The sequence below is a fragment of the Erwinia typographi genome, assembly GCF_000773975.1.
GTDB lineage: Bacteria > Pseudomonadota > Gammaproteobacteria > Enterobacterales > Enterobacteriaceae > Erwinia > Erwinia typographi.
Genome location: NZ_JRUQ01000004.1, coordinates 17249 through 34556 on the forward strand (window position 1 = coordinate 17249; position 17308 = coordinate 34556).

17 protein-coding genes are annotated in these 17308 nt (G+C 55.2%); 4 read left to right on the plus strand and 13 right to left on the minus strand.

What is annotated here, in order from left to right; translation table 11 throughout:
• Positions 1–38: 38 nt before the first annotated feature.
• From tcyN to NG99_RS00335, 7 genes are all read right to left on the minus strand, one after another.
• Entirely contained in the window at positions 39–791 is a 753-nt protein-coding gene (gene tcyN / locus NG99_RS00305; protein WP_034887219.1) for an L-cystine ABC transporter ATP-binding protein TcyN, read from the minus strand.
• Positions 788–1456: a cystine ABC transporter permease gene (tcyL, locus tag NG99_RS00310; protein ID WP_034887220.1), complete on the minus strand. Its 669-nt coding sequence runs from the start codon at positions 1454–1456 to the stop codon at positions 788–790. Before tcyL ends, tcyN begins: the two co-directional genes overlap by 4 nt.
• On the minus strand, positions 1456–2259 hold the full coding sequence (gene tcyJ / locus NG99_RS00315; RefSeq protein WP_034887222.1) for a cystine ABC transporter substrate-binding protein: 804 nt from the start codon (positions 2257–2259) through the stop codon (positions 1456–1458). Before tcyJ ends, tcyL begins: the two co-directional genes overlap by 1 nt.
• A 93-nt stretch (positions 2260–2352) precedes the next feature.
• On the minus strand, positions 2353–3339 hold the full coding sequence (locus NG99_RS00320; protein WP_034887223.1) for a D-cysteine desulfhydrase: 987 nt from the start codon (positions 3337–3339) through the stop codon (positions 2353–2355).
• Between the two features lie 90 nt (positions 3340–3429).
• Complete coding sequence (fliZ, locus tag NG99_RS00325) at positions 3430–3933, minus strand: flagella biosynthesis regulatory protein FliZ (RefSeq protein ID WP_034887225.1); 504 nt, start codon at positions 3931–3933, stop codon at positions 3430–3432.
• Between the two features lie 43 nt (positions 3934–3976).
• Positions 3977–4699, minus strand: coding sequence for an RNA polymerase sigma factor FliA (locus tag NG99_RS00330; RefSeq protein ID WP_034887226.1), 723 nt, complete (start codon positions 4697–4699; stop codon positions 3977–3979).
• 142 nt (positions 4700–4841) lie between these two features.
• Positions 4842–5810 (minus strand): HNH endonuclease signature motif containing protein, encoded by a 969-nt coding sequence (locus NG99_RS00335; RefSeq protein WP_034887228.1) that lies wholly within the window; start codon positions 5808–5810, stop codon positions 4842–4844.
• Positions 5811–6060: 250 nt separating this feature from the next.
• Between NG99_RS00335 and rfbB the strand changes: the two genes are divergently transcribed.
• From rfbB to rfbC, 4 genes are read left to right on the plus strand one after another with little or no spacing between them, the layout of a single operon-like run.
• The gene (rfbB, locus tag NG99_RS00340) at positions 6061–7143 is read left to right on the plus strand and encodes a dTDP-glucose 4,6-dehydratase (RefSeq protein ID WP_034887338.1); all 1083 of its coding nucleotides are present in this window, start codon (positions 6061–6063) and stop codon (positions 7141–7143) included.
• Positions 7140–8081, plus strand: coding sequence for a dTDP-4-dehydrorhamnose reductase (gene rfbD, locus NG99_RS00345; protein ID WP_052130486.1), 942 nt, complete (start codon positions 7140–7142; stop codon positions 8079–8081). Before rfbB ends, rfbD begins: the two co-directional genes overlap by 4 nt.
• Entirely contained in the window at positions 8078–8956 is an 879-nt protein-coding gene (rfbA, locus tag NG99_RS00350) for a glucose-1-phosphate thymidylyltransferase RfbA (RefSeq protein ID WP_034887230.1), read from the plus strand. Before rfbD ends, rfbA begins: the two co-directional genes overlap by 4 nt.
• 3 nt (positions 8957–8959) lie before the next feature.
• Complete coding sequence (rfbC, locus tag NG99_RS00355; protein ID WP_034887231.1) at positions 8960–9496, plus strand: dTDP-4-dehydrorhamnose 3,5-epimerase; 537 nt, start codon at positions 8960–8962, stop codon at positions 9494–9496.
• Between the two features lie 63 nt (positions 9497–9559).
• Here the strand turns inward: rfbC and NG99_RS00360 are convergent, their stop codons facing one another.
• From NG99_RS00360 to NG99_RS00385, 6 genes are read right to left on the minus strand one after another with little or no spacing between them, the layout of a single operon-like run.
• On the minus strand, positions 9560–10348 hold the full coding sequence (locus NG99_RS00360) for a class I SAM-dependent methyltransferase (RefSeq protein WP_034887233.1): 789 nt from the start codon (positions 10346–10348) through the stop codon (positions 9560–9562).
• Between the two features lie 10 nt (positions 10349–10358).
• A complete protein-coding gene (locus tag NG99_RS00365; RefSeq protein ID WP_157032514.1) occupies positions 10359–11192 on the minus strand; it encodes a hypothetical protein in 834 nt (277 codons plus the stop codon).
• Positions 11189–11905, minus strand: coding sequence for a formyltransferase family protein (locus tag NG99_RS27380; RefSeq protein ID WP_052130487.1), 717 nt, complete (start codon positions 11903–11905; stop codon positions 11189–11191). The genes NG99_RS00365 and NG99_RS27380 overlap by 4 nt, the downstream gene beginning before the upstream one ends.
• Positions 11892–12641 (minus strand): WbqC family protein, encoded by a 750-nt coding sequence (locus NG99_RS00375; RefSeq protein WP_052130488.1) that lies wholly within the window; start codon positions 12639–12641, stop codon positions 11892–11894. Before NG99_RS00375 ends, NG99_RS27380 begins: the two co-directional genes overlap by 14 nt.
• On the minus strand, positions 12631–13779 hold the full coding sequence (locus NG99_RS00380) for a DegT/DnrJ/EryC1/StrS family aminotransferase (RefSeq protein WP_052130489.1): 1149 nt from the start codon (positions 13777–13779) through the stop codon (positions 12631–12633). The genes NG99_RS00375 and NG99_RS00380 overlap by 11 nt, the downstream gene beginning before the upstream one ends.
• Before the next feature lie 13 nt (positions 13780–13792).
• Positions 13793–17272: a glycosyltransferase family 2 protein gene (locus NG99_RS00385; RefSeq protein ID WP_052130490.1), complete on the minus strand. Its 3480-nt coding sequence runs from the start codon at positions 17270–17272 to the stop codon at positions 13793–13795.
• Positions 17273–17308: the final 36 nt, after the last annotated feature.

Sequence of the window (17308 nt, forward strand, 5' to 3'; positions counted from 1 at the left end):
TACGGGGAAATATCGCCGGAATAACCGGCGACGGGCTATCAATTATTCAGGAACTTCTCCAGGAATTGGCGGGTACGCGGCTGCTGTGGATGGCTGAATAACGCTTTCGCCTCGCCCTGCTCGACAATTCTCCCCTGATCCATAAATATCGCCCTGTCCGCGACGTCACGGGCAAAACTCATCTCGTGGGTAACGATCACCAGCGTGCGCTTCTCTTCCGCCAGCGCGCGAATGGTGTTCAGCACTTCCCCCACCAGCTCAGGGTCCAGCGCGGAGGTAGGCTCATCAAACAGAATCACCTCGGGGCGCATCGCCAGCGCGCGGGCAATGGCCACTCGCTGCTGCTGTCCGCCGGAAAGCCTGCGGGGATAACTCTCTTCCTTGCCGTGCAGGCCGACTTTTTCCAGCAGCTGACGGGCGCGAGCGATAGCTTCCGTCTTTGGCTCCCGTTTAACGATGGTCGGCCCCTCAATGATATTTTCCAACACCGAGCGGTGAGGAAACAGATTGAAGCTCTGGAAGACGAAGCCCACCTGCTGGCGCAGCTGGCGCACTAACGCCTTCTGCTTGTGCATCCCGAGGGCGGCGTCAATCCTGATATTGCCCACCTGAATCGTACCGCTATCCGGCACTTCCAGCAGATTGATACTGCGCAGCAAGGTGGTTTTGCCGGAGCCGCTGGGGCCAATAATCGCCACCACTTCGCCCGGCTTCACTTCCAGATCGATGCCGTGCAGCACCGTCTGCCCATTAAACTGTTTCACCAGCTTACTGACTTCGATGGCGCTCATTTTGACTCCCGATCCTGACGGTTAACGCGATCTTCCAGTCGGCTTTGCAGTATCGACAGCAGCGTAGCCATTACCCAGTAAATCAGCGAGGCCGCCAGATACATAGTGAAGACTTCCAGCGTGCGCGAGGTGATCAGCTGCGCCTGGCGGAACAGTTCCGGCACCTGGATGGTAGCGGCCAGCGAGGTATCCTTCACCAGACTGATAAAACTGTTGCCCAGCGGCGGCAGCGCCGTGCGGGCAGCCTGCGGCAGAACAACGCGGCGCATCGTCTGCCAGCGCGTCATGCCAATACTCGCCGCCGCTTCCCACTGTCCGCGCTCAATCGCGGCAATCGCCCCACGGAGAGATTCAGACGCGTAGGCGGCGGTATTCAGCGAAAGACCGATCATGGCTGAAGGGACAGGGTCCAGCTCAATACCGAACTGCGGCAGGCCGTAATAAATCATAAACAGCTGCGCAATCAGTGGCGTACCGCGAAAGATCGACACGTAGCCGCGCGAGAGCCAGACCATCGGCCAGAAGTGCGACAGGCGCATCATCGCCAGCAGAAAGCCGAGCAGCAGGCCGAAAAACATGCCCCCGATACTCAGCTGTAGCGTAAAAACCGCCCCTTTCAATAAAAAAGGTGCTGAATCCAGCACCAGTTGAATACTTTCCTGCATTATTTCGTTACGTCCGCGCCAAACCATTTTTCAGACAGTTTAGCCAGCGTGCCGTCTTTCTGCATCTCCGCGATGGCTTTATCAATGGCGTTAAGCAGATCGGTATTGCCTTTACGCAGCGCGACGCCGGACTCCTGACGGGAGAACGCCGGACCCGCGACGGCCAGCGTATCGTCGGTTTTCTTCACCAGATCCAGCGCGGCCAGGCGGTCGACCAGAATCGCATTGATGCGGCCTACGCGCAGATCCTGATATTTGGTTGGGTCATCATCATAGGTACGGATATCCGCGCCTTTGACGTTGGCACGCAGCCACTCTTCATAGTTGGAGCCCAGGCCGACGCCGACTTTCTTGCCGTTCAGATCTTCAGGTTTGGTGATGCTGCCTGCGTTCTCTTTTTTGGTCAGCGCCTGAATGCCGGAAACGGTATAAGGCGTGGAGAAATCATATTTTTTCTTACGCTCGTCGGAGATGGTTACCTGATTGATCACCACGTCGATGCGCTTTGAGTCCAGCGAGGCCAGCATCCCGTCCCACTTGGTCGGCTTCAGGCTGGCCTTGACGCCAAGATGCTGCGCAAGAGCGTCGGCGAAATCGACCTCAAACCCCGCCAGCTTGCCATTTTCATCCTGGAAACTGAACGGCGGATAGGTGCCTTCCAGCCCAACGAGCAGCGACCCGCGCTCTTTTACTTTGTTCAGCAGATTTTCCTGCGCCGCAGAGGCATTCATTGCGACGCCAGCCATTAGCGCCATCGACATTACGCCCATCGCCAGGCGGCGACGTACCAGAGAGAAATTCATAAAGACTCCACTATGTTATTAGATTGCAACCCGTTGAATTTATTTGAGCCGTTGTAATAATGCCAGCAGGCGTAAAGATTTTTTCGATCCAAATCAGACCGAAGGATGATAAGCAAACAGCGCTGGCGCGCCGCCGGTATGCACAAAAGCAATCGGGCCTTCGCGGCGAAAACGCTTTTGCGTAATGCCATCCAGTAATCCAGCCATCGCCTTGCCAGTATAGACCGGGTCGAGGAATATCCCCTCAAGGCGGGCCAGCAGCTTAATCGCTTCCATGCCCTCTTCGTTCGGCATACCGTACTGTGGGCCGAAATAGTCATCCCACAGCGTAATAGCAGCACCAGCGTTCAACGCCAGCGAGGCCGCCAGCTGCTGCTGAATAGTGACCACTTTAGGGCGCTGCTCTTCCGCCCGGCGGGAAACGGTGACGCCGACCAGTTCGGTATCCGGCATCAGCACCTCCAGGCCAACCGCCAGACCAGCATGGGTCCCGGCGCTGCCGGAGGCGACCACCACGGCCGCAAAATCGACCACGCCTTCGCTCTGATGCGCTATTTCCTGCGCACACTCTACGTAGCCCAGCGCGCCCAACGCGTTCGAACCGCCAACGGGAACGACATAAGGGCGGAACCCCTGCGCTTCCAGCCGGGTGGCCTGCTCTTCCAACTGGGCCTGCGGATCGTGCAGCGCATCAACCATCACCACTTCGGCATCCATCAGCTCAAGCAGCAGGCGATTACCGTTGGTCAGGTAGTTTGCGGAATGGGTTGCAATGGGGTTTTCCAGCAGCGCGACGCATTTCAGGCCCAGTCGGGCGGCAACCGCCGCCGTCTGGCGCACATGGTTGGACTGGATCGCACCGGCGGTCAGCAGCACGTCAGCGCCCTGGCGCAGCGCGTCGGCCGCCAGGAATTCCAGCTTTCTCAGCTTATTGCCGCCAAGGGCGATCGGCGTGACGTCATCGCGCTTGATAAAAATATCGCGGCCGAGATAGTCAGAGAGACGCGGCAGGTGCTCAAGCGGCGTAGGAGCGCCCAGTAGCTCAAGCCGGGGAAATGAGGATAAAAGATGTAAGGACAATGCCGCCTCCAAAAAAAGCGCTAACAGTTATCCTTACAGTCTCACAGAAGATTGCAAAAAGGTAACGTAAAAGAGCAGAGTGTTCTCACTCTAATTGCGTTGCCAGCCTAAAAATTGGTCATATTTGCGCAGGGCAATGCGATAGTTATTGTTACCGGCGTCCGGTAAATCATTTTCCAGGCACGCGTGCCAGCTGTTGCCGCGCAGTTTTTCGGCAGGAAAATTGCGCGCCGACAGCATATCGTCAAGGCGTCGCAGGCGAACGACATATTCGCGGATGGTGCTATGACTCATCTCGGTCTGCTCGAACAGATACTGTTTGAACGCCATGATGTCGAAATAATTTGGATGGGTATTGCAGTAAATATCGCTACAAAAGCGGCAAAGCGCCGTCAGCTCATTCTGAAGCTTCAACCAGACCTGATCGTCGATCGGCTGATCCATCCGGGCTATGGCCTCTTTATTTATTATCTGACCGCGAAACACCAGCGCCATGCGATCCAGCACCTTGCCACAGTGTGAACAGTTACTCTGGCTGTGTTTGTAGTCTTTCAAATAGCGGCTTAACGGCCTCATTTTTGTTTTGGATCCCATCTGAGAGTCCCCGGTTGGTGTTGAGAGTGCAAAACTGACTCTGTCAGCGCGCTCCCGTCAGCCGGGCGCGCAGGCGTTTAATCGCCTGACTGTGCAGCTGGCTAACGCGGGATTCGCCCACTTCCAACACTGCTCCAATCTCTTTCAGGTTCAGCTCTTCCTGGTAGTAAAGCGTCAGCACCATTTTTTCGCGTTCGGGTAAGGCCTCGATCGCTTCAATGACGCTTTCGCGCAGATTCCCTTCCATCAGTTGGTGCAGGGGATTGGCCTCTTCATGGCCTTCCGTGACCATCTCCGCGCTGTCCCCGTGTTCTTCACGAAACTCGTCGTAAGAGAACAGCTGGCTGTTGTTGGTATCCAGCAGGATCTGGCGGTACTCCTCGAGGGACACCTCCAGCGAGGCGGCCACTTCCTGCTCGGTCGCGGTGCGTCCCAACGCCTGCTCAACCTTGTGCATGGCGCCAGCCACCTCGCGCGCATTACGGCGCACGCTGCGCGGTGCCCAGTCGCGGCTGCGCAGCTCGTCGAGCATTGCCCCACGAATGCGCTGTACGGCGTAGGTGGTAAAGGCGGTGCCCTGCAACGCGTCGTAGCGCTCCACGGCGTTCAGCAGCCCAATCCCCCCGGCCTGTAATAAGTCATCCAGCTCCACACTGGCCGGCAGTCGAACCTGCAGACGCAATGCCTCATGGCGCACCAGCGGTACGTACCGCTGCCACAGCGAGTTTTTGTCCATCACCCCATCGGCGGTATAGAAGTCATTCACTCTGACGCCCCTGCGTTAGTTAAGTTATCGGCATGATTATCCGTTTCTGTAGGGAGTTTGATTGGAGGAATAACGCTAAAAAAGGCGGGTTATTTCATTTTGTTTAAAAAAGCGGCGCGTTGTGCTGCCGCCAGGCCGTGGGCTATCGTAAAAGCCGGAGTTTTTCCCGAGTCGCGGCGGGAACCTGCTGCCAGAGGGCGCAGATTCTGCCGTCAATCTCCTGATAATAATCGCTTAGTTGTCCATTCTCCGGCGACGCATAGCGAATGTGCACCGTGCCGCTGGCCGCATCAATCCTCAGCAACCGACTGTTGAAGAGCCGCTGTAAATCGCTGCGCAGGAACAGCCCATTATCCGCACTGTTGTCCAGCAGCAATCCCTCTTCATTCTCCTGAAGATCGATGTGGCAAGCTTCTACCCATGGAAACAGGCTGTGCTCCATCAGTTTCGTCCCAGTAATGACACAGGCGCCGTAGCGCGTCTGCACCGCATGGGAAAACGCCGCCTGGCTGACGCGCTGCCAGACCTGAGCCTTCACCTGCCTGCCCACCTGAGTACCGGCCATCACCCCTGCCGGTATGCTTAACAGCGGGCTGGTTAATACCACCAGGAACTGAATACGGCGAGAAACGCTAAAACAGGGATGCGCCAGCGCGTCAAACAGCTGCCAGTAGTGATCCTCGCCCTCTTTACGCATCAGCGACAACCGGTAACCGCGGCTGGAAATCAGCTGCTGCGCCGCTGCCGACGCGGGGTCCAGCATCGCGTAGACGTGGCTCTCTCCCATCACCTTCCAGCGGTTCTCCTGCTTCGCTTCAGCCGTCCTGCGAAAATAGAGGAACGGCTGCTGCTGTTTAAGGTAGTGCTCCAGCCGCCGCAGGTAGTTTTTACGCTCGTTATCATTGGCGATAAACAGCAAGTCCTCCAGCGGGCTGTTGGTTTCTTCATTGGCGAACACCGCCCGGATCACCAGACTGCGCGAGCTGGTCGACGGGCTGAGCAACGCACGCGCCGTCAGCTCCTTCTGTCCGGGATATTTCAGCGCATAGCGCTGCGCTATCTCCTCAAAACTCAGTGTGTCCCCAGGGATTAAATCAGCGTTGAAGCGCATAGACACTCCAGAAAAGGCAAAGGCGCTCTCCGGCTCCCGCTGGAAAACGCAAAAAGGGTTATCTCTTCAGTTATCGGCAGAACGTAAGGATTCTGTAAGGGCCGCTGACGTTATGTCGCCCAATTAGGGCATAAATCACCTTCTGTTTAGCGAATCGGCCTTATGGCTGGCCTCGTACACTGTGATAAAGCCACCTGGTAACGACTTCCCGGCAACGGGGACACGCCACCGCAAGATGAGAGAACTGCCGGTGAAAATTTTAGTGACAGGCGGAGCAGGCTTTATTGGCTCCGCCGTGGTGCGGCACATTATTAACGACACTCAGCACCGCGTGATGAACGTGGATAAGCTGACCTATGCCGGCAATCTGGCGTCGCTCGCCACGGTCAGCGCCAACTCGCGCTATACGTTTGCTCAGGCGGATATTGCAAACAGCGAGGCACTCGCCGCCATTTTTTCCGCTTTCCAGCCGGATGCGGTGATGCACCTGGCGGCGGAAAGCCATGTCGATCGCTCGATCGCTGGCCCGGCAGACTTTATTCACAGCAATATCATCGGCACCTATGCCCTGCTGGAAGTCGCCAGGCGCTACTGGAACAGCCTGGACCCGACGCGAAAGGCAACCTTTCGCTTCCAGCATATTTCCACGGATGAAGTCTACGGCGACCTGCCTCACCCGGATGAAGTCCGTGACGACACCGCGCTGGCGCTGTTCAAAGAGAGCACGGCTTACCGGCCCAGCAGCCCCTATTCCGCGTCAAAAGCCGCCAGCGATCACTTAGTTCGCGCCTGGTTTCGAACCTATGGTTTACCCACGCTGGTCAGCAACTGCTCGAATAACTATGGGCCATACCATTTCCCGGAAAAATTAATCCCCCTGACGATCCTCAATGCGCTGGCGGGAAAACCGCTGCCGGTGTATGGCAACGGCGACCAGATCCGCGACTGGCTGTATGTGGAAGATCATGCCAGGGCGCTTTATGCCGTACTGACCCGAGGCCTTCCGGGAGAAAGCTGGAATATTGGCGGCCATAACGAGATGAGAAATCTTGAGGTGGTGGAAACGCTCTGCGATCTGCTGGACGAACTGGCACCGAAAAGGGACAGCTACCGCCAGCAAATTACCTTTGTCGCCGATCGTCCCGGCCATGACCGCCGCTATGCGATCGACGCAGGAAAAATTCAGCGAGAGTTGGGGTGGACTCCCTCTGAAACTTTTGCCAGCGGCCTACGTAAAACGGTGCGCTGGTATCTCGATAATCAACAGTGGGTTGGCGATATTCAAACCGGCGACTACCGGCAGCAACCGCAACTTGCTGAGCCGCAGCTATGAACATTCTGCTGTTCGGTAAGAACGGCCAACTGGGCAGGGAGTTGCAGCGTTCCCTGGCTCCGCTGGGCGCCCTCACCTGTCTGGCAACCGATTCGACGGACTATTGTGCCGACTTCACCAACCCGAATGGCGTGGTTGCCACCCTCAGGGCGCTGCGGCCGGAGGTGATTGTCAATGCTTCCGCTTATACCGCCGTCGACCAGGCAGAAAGCGAGTCGGAAAAAGCCCATCTGCTCAACGCCATCACCGTGGAAGCCATCGCCAGAGAGGCGCAGCGTTCAGGCGCGTGGCTGGTTCACTACTCAACCGACTATGTTTTTCCCGGCAGCGGCAGCAGGCCGTGGGATGAAGCAGACCAGCCCGCCCCACTCAACGTCTACGGGCAAAGCAAGCTGGCCGGGGAGCAGGCGATACGGCGATATTGCGCGAAGCATCTGATTTTTCGCACCAGCTGGGTCTATGCCAGCAGGGGGAATAATTTTGCCAGAACGATGCTTCAGCTGGCGGCAAATCGCAGCCAACTTTCGGTAATCAACGATCAGTTCGGCGCGCCGACGGGCGCGGATCTGCTGGCTGACTGTAGCGCCCAGGCCGTGCTGAAGGTGATAAATACGCCTGAGGCCGCTGGCTTATATCACCTGACCGCTGCCGGGGTAACCACCTGGTACGACTATGCCTGTCTGCTCTTCGCTGAGGCCCGCGCGGCGGGAATTGAGCTGATGCTGGACAACCTGCTGGCGGTGCCGAGCAGCGCATGGTCTGGAGCCGCCAGACGCCCGCTAAATTCCCGAATGAACAACGCTAAGTTTGAGCAGACCTTTGGCATAACGCTACCGGCATGGCAGCCGGGCGTCAGGCGCATGGTGAGCGAACTTACCGACCAGAAAATCTCCGGCCAGACCGTGAACGCCGCGGGGAATAAGAGTGGAGCAACATGATGAAACGCAAAGGTATTATTCTTGCTGGCGGGTCTGGTACTCGCCTGTATCCGGTCACCATGGCGGTCAGCAAGCAGCTGCTGCCGGTCTATGACAAACCGATGATCTATTACCCGCTCAGTACCCTGATGCTGGCCGGGATCAAAGATATTCTGATCATCAGCACGCCGCAGGATACGCCACGCTTTGAGCAGCTGCTGGGCGACGGCGGCCAGTGGGGACTGAATTTGCAGTATAAAATCCAGCCAAGCCCGGACGGCCTGGCGCAGGCCTTTATTATCGGCGAGGATTTTATTGGTCAGCATCCCTGCGCTCTCGTGCTCGGCGATAATATCTATTATGGTCACGATCTGCCGAAGCAGCTTGAGACCGCCGTGAGCCAGACCAGCGGCGCCACGGTGTTCGCTTACCACGTCAACGATCCTGAACGTTATGGCGTAGTTGAATTCAATCAGGAAGGCATTGCCATCTCTCTTGAAGAAAAGCCCGCCGTAGCCAAAAGTAACTTCGCCGTCACCGGGCTCTATTTTTACGACAATAGCGTGGTCAGCAAGGCAAAAAGCCTGCAACCTTCTGCGCGCGGCGAATTAGAGATTACCGATATTAACCGGCTGTACATGGAGAGCGGGTCGCTCTCTGTCGAAATTATGGGCCGGGGATACGCGTGGCTGGATACCGGCACTCACGCCAGCCTGATTGAAGCCAGCAACTTTATTCAGACCATTGAAGAACGTCAGGGGCTGAAAGTTTCCTGCCCGGAAGAAATTGCCTGGCGCCAGGGGTTTATTAATGCTGAACAGGTGCAAAGCCTGGCGGCGCCGCTGGCGAAAAATGCCTACGGGCAGTATCTCATGAACATGGTTAAAGGATACTGAGCCATGAAGGTGATTCAAACCGCGATCCCTGAGGTGCTGATCTTTGAGCCGGAAGTGTTTGGCGACGAGCGGGGTTTCTTTTACGAGAGCTTCAGCCAGAAGCAATTTGAAGCGTCAGTGGGACGAAAAGTTAACTTCGTGCAGGATAATCACTCAAAATCGTCGAAAGGGGTTTTACGGGGTTTACATTATCAGCTTTCTCCACACGCTCAGGGTAAATTAGTACGCTGTGCCGCCGGTGAAGTGTTTGATGTAGCGGTAGATATCCGGGAGGGCTCGGCCAGCTATGGTCAGTGGGTTGCCGTGACGCTTTCCGCCGGGAACCGCCGCCAGATGTGGATACCAGAGGGTTTCGCCCACGGTTTTCTGGTGCTGAGCGACACGGCTGAGTTTCTTTACAAGACGACCCATTATTATGCCCCGCAGAGCGAACGGGCGATCCTCTATAAAGATCGGACCCTGAATATCAACTGGCCGCTGGCGGAGGATAAATTGCTTCTTTCGCCGAAGGATCTCGCCGCCCGCCCGCTGGCTGGTTAGCTAATGCCGCCTGCCGTCAGCGCTGAAACAGTCAGCTGACGGCATTAAGCTAGCGGCCATGACTCAGTGCGATTGTTTTGATTTAAGAATGAACAGCGGACGATTAAGAAACTCACCCAGAGAATCATCCCGGCTACTGTTTTTCTCGCTCAGCGGCGCGTAGGTAATGCTGGTTTTACTGCCTTCGGCGATACCAATATGCTGGATGTCCCAGTGCTCACTGGTCCCCTTGCGGATGAAATCAATCAGCTCTGCTTTTGTTCCCTGTTCGAACAGGCAAGCATGGCGGTCGCCTTTCCAGTTAAAGCCTATCTGGAAGATAAGCGTATCCACATTGCGGCTGAGTTCATTCAGATGATCAAGCATCAATTTCCTGGCGTTGTCGATACTGAGCTGGGTTGAACCAAAATCATCGCCTAAATGATGCAGTACGTTGAGCAAAATCCCGACGTCATAATGCGCCGTCGACGCGTTAAACTGATAATACTCATTTTTAAAATTAAATTTATCTTCGGCGCCGCGCAGGGCTATAGCCCGACGAATAAACTCTCCGCAGGAGGCTTTGCCTTCATAGCCTGTCACCTTTTCCGCCCCGGCATCGAGAATATCAAACAGAAAATAGCCAATATTGCAGCCAATATCGATCACGCGCTTTGCCGAAAAATCAACGTGGCTTTTGAAAAAATGAAATCTTTCTCGCTCGAAGAAAACATATTTATTCTCCTGCTCGCTCCCTTTCAGCCAGGCGTTAAAATACTCAGGAAGAATATGATAGCCAATATGCTTTTCATTGCTGGCATGTTCAGCCAGCATCTCTTTTAACCTGACGACCTCAGTCGTTGAAATACTCATTGCTCTCTCCTCAACTTTTACCGTTCAGCCAGTGCTGAACGGCAGGAATGGCCTGTCCGTTAAACAGGGTATCAAAGACCTGCTGCGCCTCATGCAGCTGGAAAGTTCCCTCAGCGACATGCTTCCACCACAGTGCATCAACTCGGCTTATCACCAGGTTAATCCGCACGGGGATAGAGCCATAGCCGAGAGCCGCCGCTGCGGCAGCGCGATGATTTCCCGCAGTAATAAGCCAACGCCATTCCTGATTATCATTTACCAGCGCCGTCGCCTTTACATCCCCATCGCTGGAGTCGGCACGCTGATACCCTTTCGTCTCTATTTGCTGAAGAACGTAGAGTATTCGTTCCCCTTCTATACGGATCTTATCGGGGCTGACCGGACCACAAAACAGCCATCCTTCCTCAATACCCGCCTCGCGACCAACCGCACGATTTTCTGCAATCGCGGCGGCCTCATACGCCTGTTGATAAGAAGCCTGCGTCCGCGCTCGCCAGGGAAACACCGCGCCCCACGGTGGCGCGGCAAGCAGCAGCGCGCTGCCGGTGTTTTCCAGCCCCAGCCAGACAGCGGCATTTGCTGGCCCGACGCGGAGGTAATAGTCAGTCAGCGAGGCGACAATAACCTCAATCGTCTCGGGCTGGTACAGACCAAATTCAACCGCTTTACGGGCGGCGATAACAAAAGGCGTCTCTCCGCTTAACGCTAAGCCGGGCTGCGCCCTGCCGTGTTCGAAACGCCCCTCCAACAGAGCCGCCTCGAAAATTTCGCTGTAGCGCAGCGAAAGAGGATGGTTAGAGCCGCTCCTGAGGTCCAGCAAACTGTTCGCCGTGGTCAGCATCATTGATTCCCTCCCGGTTTTATATTCAATTCATCCGACAACCCCGTCGCCGTAAAAAAGTCAGTATCTAAATTTGGCGAGAATATTGCCGGAGAGTAAGCCAGTCCGCTTACCCTCACCCGATCATCTTCAGCGAGGGTTATTCTTCCCTCAGCGATCCATTTAATAAACTGCAAGGTTGAGTAATATTGCGCCAGAAAGATTTTATGCCGGTTCTGCTGTTCAGGTAGCGTTCGGTCGACCGGGATTGCCGCCTGAATAATGCTTTTCCCGCTATCGATACCAGAATCGACCTGGTGCAACGTACAGCCCATAAAAAGCGCGCTCGATGATAACGTCTCGCCGAAACCGTTCATCCCTTTAAAAGCGGGTAATATTGAGGGGTGGCAGTTAAAAAAACGCCCCGGATGCTGTTGCAAAATGGCAGAAGAGAAAAGACGAGTATAAAAACTGATAAAAATGAGATTCTGTTCGCTGCGATAGCGTTCACTCAATTTTAAGGAGAATTCATGACCCGTCTCAGCAGCAAGTAGCACCGATGCAATGCCAAACTTTTCAGCCACCGAGAGAAACCCGCACGCCCGGTCTGAAACCACTTCCCGGGTGCTTTCGCGCACGAAGGAATGAGCAAGAAGTTTATTAAGCACGCCGCCGCCGGTGCTGCCAATCAACACAATACTGTATTTCACCGTCCGGCCCTCGTTAAACTCGTTCATAACTGAACAGCATTTTTTTAATATCGTCAGCGTTATTGTTCATTAACACGTCTATTATCGACAGGCCGGGAATAAACTTTTCCGTTTTCCTCTGACCGTAGGGTAAAATCTGCGGATTGATAAACTCAAGCCTGACGCCAGCAGCGCTAAAATCATCCCGACAATATAAGTCCATTCCCCCCATCGCATTCACATAGTTCTCCGCGTTGAGCTGCTTAGAAATCGCTATCAGCCGCTCAGCTTTACCCATACCCCTGGTTTCAGGAGAGTGAAGGGATGAGCGTAGAAAATGCCTCTCTGTCGCCAACAGGCGATAAAACTCCCTTACTGAAGAGATTGCCACATCCGCAATATTTTGATGCGTTGCGTTTAGCACCGTTTCGATATAGCCCATTGTCGACTCAAAATAAGGGGCATGGGAATAACAGCGCTCGGTCATTTTGATAAAATCAGTTTTGAAGGCGCTAAAATTATGCAGCCGACTCTCGCAGATCAAACTATTCTGACTGGCATTCACCAGCGGCACGGTGAAACGTAGCGCCTGTCCATTACCCAGCAGACGGTTTCTGTTTACCCAGCCTTTCTTGATATAATTGACATCATCATAGAAAACAAAGGTGTCGCAGGCTTCAATAAGATTGAAGTAGCCGATGTAAGGAAAAATATAGGGCTGCATAATCGCCACGGTATGATTCCCCTTCCCTTCAGGGAGCGCCGAAGAAAAGCTATGCAACATTTTCACTGAGAGTACCGGTAATCAATGTTGCAATCGCCAGCTGCTCATCGGCTGTTAAGTCAGGATAGACAGGCAGGCAGAGTATCTGGCTGGATAACCGGTTAGCACTGGGCAGGTGAGCGTCATCAGCACTCGCAAGCCCGCGATACATCGGGAAGCTATTGATTAGCGGGTAAAAATAGCGGCGGGTTAAAATCCCCTTATCCTTAAATAGCTGATACAGCTGGTCGCGACTTACCGGGAAGGCGTCATTTACCAGAATGGGGAAATAGGCGCAGTTCCAGTCGACGCTCTCCGGCACGGTGATTAGCTCAATCCCTTTAATATCCGTGAGCAACTGCCGGTAACGGGCGGCCAGCTGCTTTCTTGCCAGTAAAGCCGCATCAATGTGCTGGAGCTGCAGCAAGCCAAAGGCCGCCTGGAGCTCATTCATTTTGCCATTGATACCGGTGGCAACAATGGTGGTTTCATTAGCGAAACCGAAGTTCTTCAGGTAATCAATGCGCTTTTTCGTTTTGGCATCCGGGCAAATAATTGCCCCACCCTCAATGGTATTGAACACCTTAGTGGCGTGAAAACTCAGAATAGACAGGTCGCCCTGTTGCAGAATAGATTTTCCTGCCACCCTGACGCCAAAGGCATGGGCCGCATCGTAAATGACCTTCAGGCCATAATCGTCCGCAATTTGCTGAATACGCCCAACATTGCAGGGAATCCCATAGCAGTGCACAGGAAGGATTGCGGAAGTACGTGGGGTAATCGCCTGCTCTATTTTTTCCGGGTCAAGATTACAGGTTAAAGGATCGATATCGACAAATACTGGCGTTAAGCCGTTCCACAACAATGAATGTGAGGTGGCGACAAAGGAATAAGGGGTGGTAATGACCTCGCCAGTGATGCGCAAAGCCTGTAAGGCGGTCAATAAAGCCGTGGTGCCATTATTAAACAGGCAGAGATGCTCAACGCCCAGATAGGCAGCCAGCTCCTGCTCAAACTGTTGGTGAAATGGACCACCGTTAGTCAGCTGCCGGTTCTGCCAGATTTGCTCCAGGTAGGGAATAAACTCCTCCAGAGGCGGCAGCAGCGGACGGGTAACGGCTATTGGTGCTGCGGCAGCGTTCGCGCGGGCATTTTTCATCTTAGTTTACCTGTCATTCACAATGGGCCGCGCCTGCCGTTAATTCGGCAAGCAGCCACTCGATGGCGGCCGGTGTCCGGAAATAGTCAGTCTTATCCACTTCTGCCAGCGCGGCGCTGAGCTGTGGCAATGACTGGCCGTTGAATGCCCGCTCACGAAGCGTGCGGATCCACAGTTGCGGAGAGTTGCCTGCCCGCCAGGCCGGAATACGGTTATTCAGCCCCGGATGGTCACTGCACAGCAGCGGAATAGCGCTGGCAGCCAATTCAACCAGCGCCAGATCGCTTTTGCCGTTGCTTTCTTCACCCGGCAGTCTGGGCAACACGGCCAGAGACACGTTCAGCGAGGCCAACTGGGCTGCACGCAGCTCTTGCCTGCCGGCGCGGTACGTGACGGCCACCCATGGCAGCCAGTGGCGCGGGCAGTCACCAAGGATGATCCACGCCACATCGCTGGCCGTCTGTTCGATAACCGTCGCCATAAACTGCCGTTCAGCCTCAGTGAGTAGTCCCGCCTGGCAAAGTACGCGTAGCGGAGTTTCCGCAGGGCTCCGCTCCGTCTGGAACCCGTAACGAGGGTTCAGCATCGAGGGCAGCAGCACGGCGTGACGCTTCCGTTTGCTGAGCCATTTATGCTGGGCGTGGCTGTAAACCAGCCAGCTATCGATCAGGCTGCTATGAGAATAAATGCGGCCGGAGGCAACGTTCATTTGTGCGTCCGGCAGAAGATGCACGGCACAGCGGGTAAACTGTTTTAACAGAAGTAGCTGTTCCGCCAGCTGCGGGCTGATATCACCGGACAGAATCACCGCCTGCGGCTGAAGACGCATCAGCTCAGTAAGCCAGGGCACACTCTGTATGCAGATGAAATTCACGCGCCCCTCTTCTGCCAGTTCGTCAAGGGTGGCGAACAGCTGTAGCGTGCTGGCGTTTGTACGTTCGATAATGCCGACTATCAGCGGAATAACCTGCTGCGGCTGCGGTTGCCAGCTTTCCTGCAGCGTCGATTCCGCGATAAAGGGTAAATTGCGTAGCGCCAGGCGTGCCGGGTAAGCCGGATCGCAGGCTAACTGCGGCAGCCACTTCTGATACAACAGATGCAGCTGTTGACCATCGGGCACTCCGTCGCGATGTTGAATCAATTGCGGATGATCCGTAGCGACAATGCTCCACGGAGTCCAGACCGACAGATAGCCAGCCTGTTTCACTTTTAGTGAAAGGTCGACATCGGCAATCAGCGGCGCGTTAAGTTCAGCAGAAAAACCCCCGACGCGTTCCCAGACGCTGCGGCGAATCATTAAGCACTGCGACGGTAGCGCTGAGCAGGCCCGGTCGCTCTGCAAATATTGCCAGTAGCCGTCACTTTCCCACGGTTCGCCAAAGCCCGTCCGCCCCAGTAACCCTCTGAAACCGGTGATGTAACCCGCCGCCACAATACGCTGGTCAAAATTAATGAATTTTGGCCCGACGCAGCCCACTTCCGGGCGCAAAGCGTGATTCATTAAGGCAGCCAGCCAGCTGTCATGGACAAAAGCGCAGTGCGCGTCGAGCAAAAGGAGATACTCGCCGCTGGCCTCAGCCACGGCATAATTGATTGTTTCGCCAGCTTCAGCAGCATGAGGGTTGCGCAGTACGCGAATTTGCTGTGGATCGATAGCCGCCAGACCATTGAGCCACTGCTGCATGTCCGGACTATTTTGCTGTTGGCTCACCACCAGTAATTCAAAATTCCCCCAGTTCACCTTTTCGAGTAGCTGGGTAATACAGCGCTGCAACAGCGCCGCATCGTTGCCCGACGGCAGGATGATCGACACGCGCGGCATGGAAGAGTGACCATAGATCAAACGATACGGTTTGCCTGGCGTAACGCCAACCCCGCCCTGTTCATACCCCTGACGCAGCAGATATTGCTGTAAAATATGACGCTCTTGTTCCGGCGCTGAAGAGATGCCGTCATTCGCAGGCAGCAAGGCCATAATTTCATCGGCATGAGTGATGGCCCCGGTACCACGGGTCTCCAGCAGCTGTACCAGCATGGCGAACTCAAAGGCTTCAGCCGTCTCCGGGTTAAAACCCCCGACAGAAGCGAACGCGGCTGCCCGGATAAACAAACGCTGACAGTAACGATGAGGGCTGGCAAAAAACAGCGTCTGATCAAACTGGGGTTTAAAGCAGGGAAGCGCACTGCCATCGGCCTGCTGTAGGTACTCATCAGCATAAAGCAGGTGACGGTCAGTATGGCTGTCAAGGCGATGCGCAATCAGTCGCAGGCTATCCGGGAAGTAACGCACCCCGGCCTGAGTACAGTGGACCCAGTCGCACTCTTCGGCCCTTACCCGCTGATTAACCTCCGCCATCCAGCTTTCTGCCGGAATGCAGCTGACCTGAGCACCACGGGGGAAAGTCGCCTGCCCGACAATCAGGATCTGGCTTCCGGGAAGCTGTTCCATCTGCGGCAGCAAGGTTGCCAGCGTGACATGCAGTAACGCCTCGGCGGCATCACCGCCCGTAATCACCACCAGCAGGCGTGGCAGGGTCTTTTTCGCATTCAGCAGAGAAGCGACGTGCTGTTTTCGCGTGCGATGCGACAGCCAGTGCAGCAAGCTGTTTTTTTCTCTTCGGCGCGCCGCGGCCTGCTGGCCTTTTTGCTGAGTCAACGCGATGAACTGGCTGAACTGCTCAGCGGTTTTAGCCCGACGCAGCAGCAGATGCTCGCGAAGTTTCCACAGATTCTGCCGGACCTCCGCCACATCCTCAGGCAGCTCGCTCCAGCTGAAGCCTGCATTGCCGCTATCCTGCATAATTTCCGGGCTGATCGCGTATTTCTCATAGCCGGGCGCGGTGCGGACGATGACCGGGCAACCGCAGAGGATCGCCAGCGCGCAGGTTCCGGAGGATTCATAGCTGTAGAGCGTGCGGGCGCGCTTGAGCACCGTGGCCAGTTCGGCCAGCGATAAGGGATTACGCATACTCAGCACCCGGATGCCGGGCGGCAGCGTGGAAAAATCTATGTTTTTCTCTGGCACCCGGTTGAGGTAAAGCAGGTCGAGATCCTTTTCAGGATGGTCGTCTTTAAACAGTTCGAGATCGTAAAGGCCAATATCCAGCAGTTGAGGGTTGGCCGTTTTTTCGGCGAACTCCCGTCGATACCAGAAAAAAAGGTCGTCAGGCCCGGCATTGATACTGTTACGCTCGATCACGCCCTCACGGTTCAGCATATAGCGCACGCTGAGAGGCGCGTTAAGAGGATTACCGCAAATCACCTCAGGATAAACGGCAATAAAAGGCTGGCCTCCGTCGGTATGCGCCACAAACTGTTCGTAAGGCATGACCGGCGTATTCCACTGCGGATTCACCGTGCATTTTTTCAGCCACGCCTGCTGCCCCGCTTCGTTTAGCATATGGCATAAACGATGGATCACCTGGACGCCGAGCGACGACTCGACATAATCCGGCGACATAAAAATGTAGGGCAGTTGACCAGGGGCGGACATGCGTATTCCTTTTAAATAACGGCTGATTTGACTTTG